The 2,525-nt window shown below is 60.4% G+C and carries 3 protein-coding genes; 1 reads left to right on the top strand and 2 read right to left on the bottom strand.

Translation table 11 applies throughout. The features are described from left to right. Positions 1-209 precede the first annotated feature (209 nt). On the top strand, positions 210-455 hold the full coding sequence (locus tag NW857_RS07080; protein WP_414334435.1) for a hypothetical protein: 246 nt from the start codon (positions 210-212) through the stop codon (positions 453-455). A gap of 23 nt (positions 456-478) precedes the next feature. Here the strand turns inward: NW857_RS07080 and NW857_RS07075 are convergent, their stop codons facing one another. Continuing rightward, positions 479-685, bottom strand: coding sequence for a hypothetical protein (locus NW857_RS07075; protein WP_414334434.1), 207 nt, complete (start codon positions 683-685; stop codon positions 479-481). 230 nt (positions 686-915) lie between these two features. Next, positions 916-2,316 (bottom strand): 1-acyl-sn-glycerol-3-phosphate acyltransferase, encoded by a 1,401-nt coding sequence (locus NW857_RS07070; RefSeq protein ID WP_414337049.1) that lies wholly within the window; start codon positions 2,314-2,316, stop codon positions 916-918. Between the last annotated feature and the right edge of the window lie 209 nt (positions 2,317-2,525).

The following is a 2,525-nucleotide window of genomic DNA, read 5'->3' as shown; positions in this document are numbered from 1 at the left end:
GCGCATCTCCGACTACCGCTCAGCTCGTCTTCAGAGGTTGATGTTCTTTGAGGAAGATCGTCAGCATCCTGACGATCCGAACAAGAACCCTGACGAGCCGATCAAGAATAAACAAGAATAAAAAAATCTGGTGGAACTGGCCGAGACCCTAGCCACGCCAGCAGAGCTGAGCCAATGCCCGCTCACTGGGTTTATCCGCGCAGGGAGCAGTGCAAACAGAGGCGCAACGGGAGCTTGGCCAACTGGTTCCCAAAGAATACGTTGCGCTGCTGCGGCTCACCAACGGCCTTCAGATCAACAACGTCCTCTTCAAAAAGGCAGAGGAGCTGGTGTTCGATGGTCGGGATCGCCGTTTTCACATTGCGAATCTGGGATCCCCCAACGAGCGCTTCTCCTCCTTCGATTCCCTGGCGGCGTTGCTGGTCGAGGCTCTCCGCGAGCAGCAGGTGCTCTAGGCGTTCGCTCGGCCTGGATTCCTTCAGCGCCTTCTGGAGCAGCGGCGCAGCAGCCAACTGGCGGCGGCCCGATCGCCCTCGTCCCAGGCCAATCGCTCCACGGCCACCATCACCATCGAGGTAATCACTGCCTCACTGAGATGTCGGGAGCGCAAGTGCTGCACGGCTGAGGTGGCGGCCTCTAGGTCGCGCCTACGAATTGCGCGGAGCAGCTCATCGGACATAGACAAGGCCAACTCGCCTCACTACCTTTCTACCGCAGGAGCCAAAATTTCCCCTTCTTCCTCACCTTCTTGTCAGATAACGCAAAAATTCGTCTGGCTTCCCTAAAACTTCTTAAAGAACATCGGAGAAATTGTTGGAGAAGGAAGCTGTGCACTTCTCAAGAGGGAGCTGGGATCCGTTTTGGCCCAAGGCTTCCCAGTCCGCTCAACCCACCTCAAGTCAACCAGCCGAGAGATCAGCGGGCAGCCATGGCCGCTGGGGAGCGCGGGATCCCGTGCAGCAGCCGCTCCATCTCTGCTTGCAAATCCTGGGTCAGGGCTTGTACGGCTTGCCGGCGGTTGGCCTGGTAGGCGGGCCAGCGCTCCGAAACCGAGAGGGGATCCCCGATGCTGAAACGGGCCAGCCGCGGCCCCAACCTGGGGGGGTCAGCACCGACGGGGTTTTTCCCCTTGATCCAGGCCAAGAGGTTCCACAGCCGCAGGGCGGTTTCGGCCAGTTCCTCCAAACTGGGTTGCTCCGGCAGGGGACGCACAGCAAACACCATCAGGGTCTCCACCAGGCGCATGTGCCAGAGGTGGAAGCCGGCCTCCGAGGCGACGCGATTGGCCAACCCCTTCTCCAAAGCCGAAAGGGCAGCAATGTCGGCAATATCTTCCCGGTAGATCCAAGCCCAGCCTGCCTGTTCGATGCGATGCCGCCGCTCGATCAAGTCTCCCTGGGGCTGCAGGCCAAAGTGCTGCTCGGCCACGCGCAGGGCCAGATCCGATAGGCTTTGCAGACGTGCCAACAGATCCCCTCCCCCTCTCAGGTTAACCCGCGCCGCGTCGGGCAAAGCTGGGGCGTAGAAGCGCTCGTAAAAACGCTCCATCACCTGAATCAGATGTTCGGCCAAGCGGAGCAGGCGGGCCATCAGAAACCCCTTGCCGACATGGGCCGAGCGGGTGGCCGGGAGCTTGCAATCGGCCTCCATGCGGTGGAGCAACCTGTCCAGCACCGGGCTGGGATCCCTCAAGTAGGAGTAGCGAATGCCCACCGGCAAGATCAGCACCTCCTCTGGCCGTCCCGCCTTGTGCAGATCCTCTACCGCCCAAAAACCCATCTGGGCCACTCCCGGCTCCAGCGGGTTGAGCAGCCCACTCATGCCGTTGATCGTTCCTTCGGGAGCGACTGCCAGGGGGTACTGGCCCGACACAAACTGCTCGCGAGAGCTCTTCAGTCCTGCCCGATCCAGACGGCCCCGTAAAATCGGGATCCCGCCCAGCCGGGGCAATCCCCAACGGGCAATCGAGCCCAGCCACAGCGGCAGGCCACGGTCGTAGACAAACAAGACGTGGGGCCGCTGCCGCAGGCGGATCCCCTCTTGCCGGGCCACCCGAGGCAAAAGGTGGGAAAACAGGTACATCAAGCAGGGAGGATCGTCGAGGGTGGGGTGGCGAAAGGCAACCAACAGGCGAATCTTGCCTGCCTCAAATTGCTGATAAAGCTGAGCCAAACGCTCGCCCCCTTCTACCTCAATGCGCGGGATCCCTTTGGCCCATCGCAACCACAAGGGCAAACCCGTTTGGGCAAAACGAACCACCCACGGTGTCAATCGCGGCGGCAGAAATTTGAGAGGAGGTTGAACGGTCTGCTGCATAGGGATCCTCAAATCTAGGGTTGTCGCCGTCGGTAAACCCAGGCTTTGGATCCCATCTTAAGGAGGGTGAAGAGGGAAGAAAGCCCCGCAGTGACAGTTTCTCAACTGGACTCCCTCCGCCCAACTCCAGAAGAAGTTCAGGCTCCTGCCGTTTTTTTCCTGCGGCCCCGTGTCTTTTTGGGGGCAGCTTCTTCTTTTGAGGTTGAGTC

The organism is Synechococcus sp. H55.9, assembly GCF_047462355.1.
In the GTDB taxonomy this organism is placed as follows: Bacteria; Cyanobacteriota; Cyanobacteriia; order Thermostichales; family Thermostichaceae; genus Thermostichus.
This window is presented reverse-complemented; position numbering and strand designations above follow the sequence as displayed.

Excerpts from the sequence above, each read along its gene's own strand:
- NW857_RS07070 (WP_414337049.1), bottom strand. The coding sequence starts at position 2,316 with ATGCAGCAGACCGTTCAACCTCCTCTCAAATTTCTGCCGCCGCGATTG.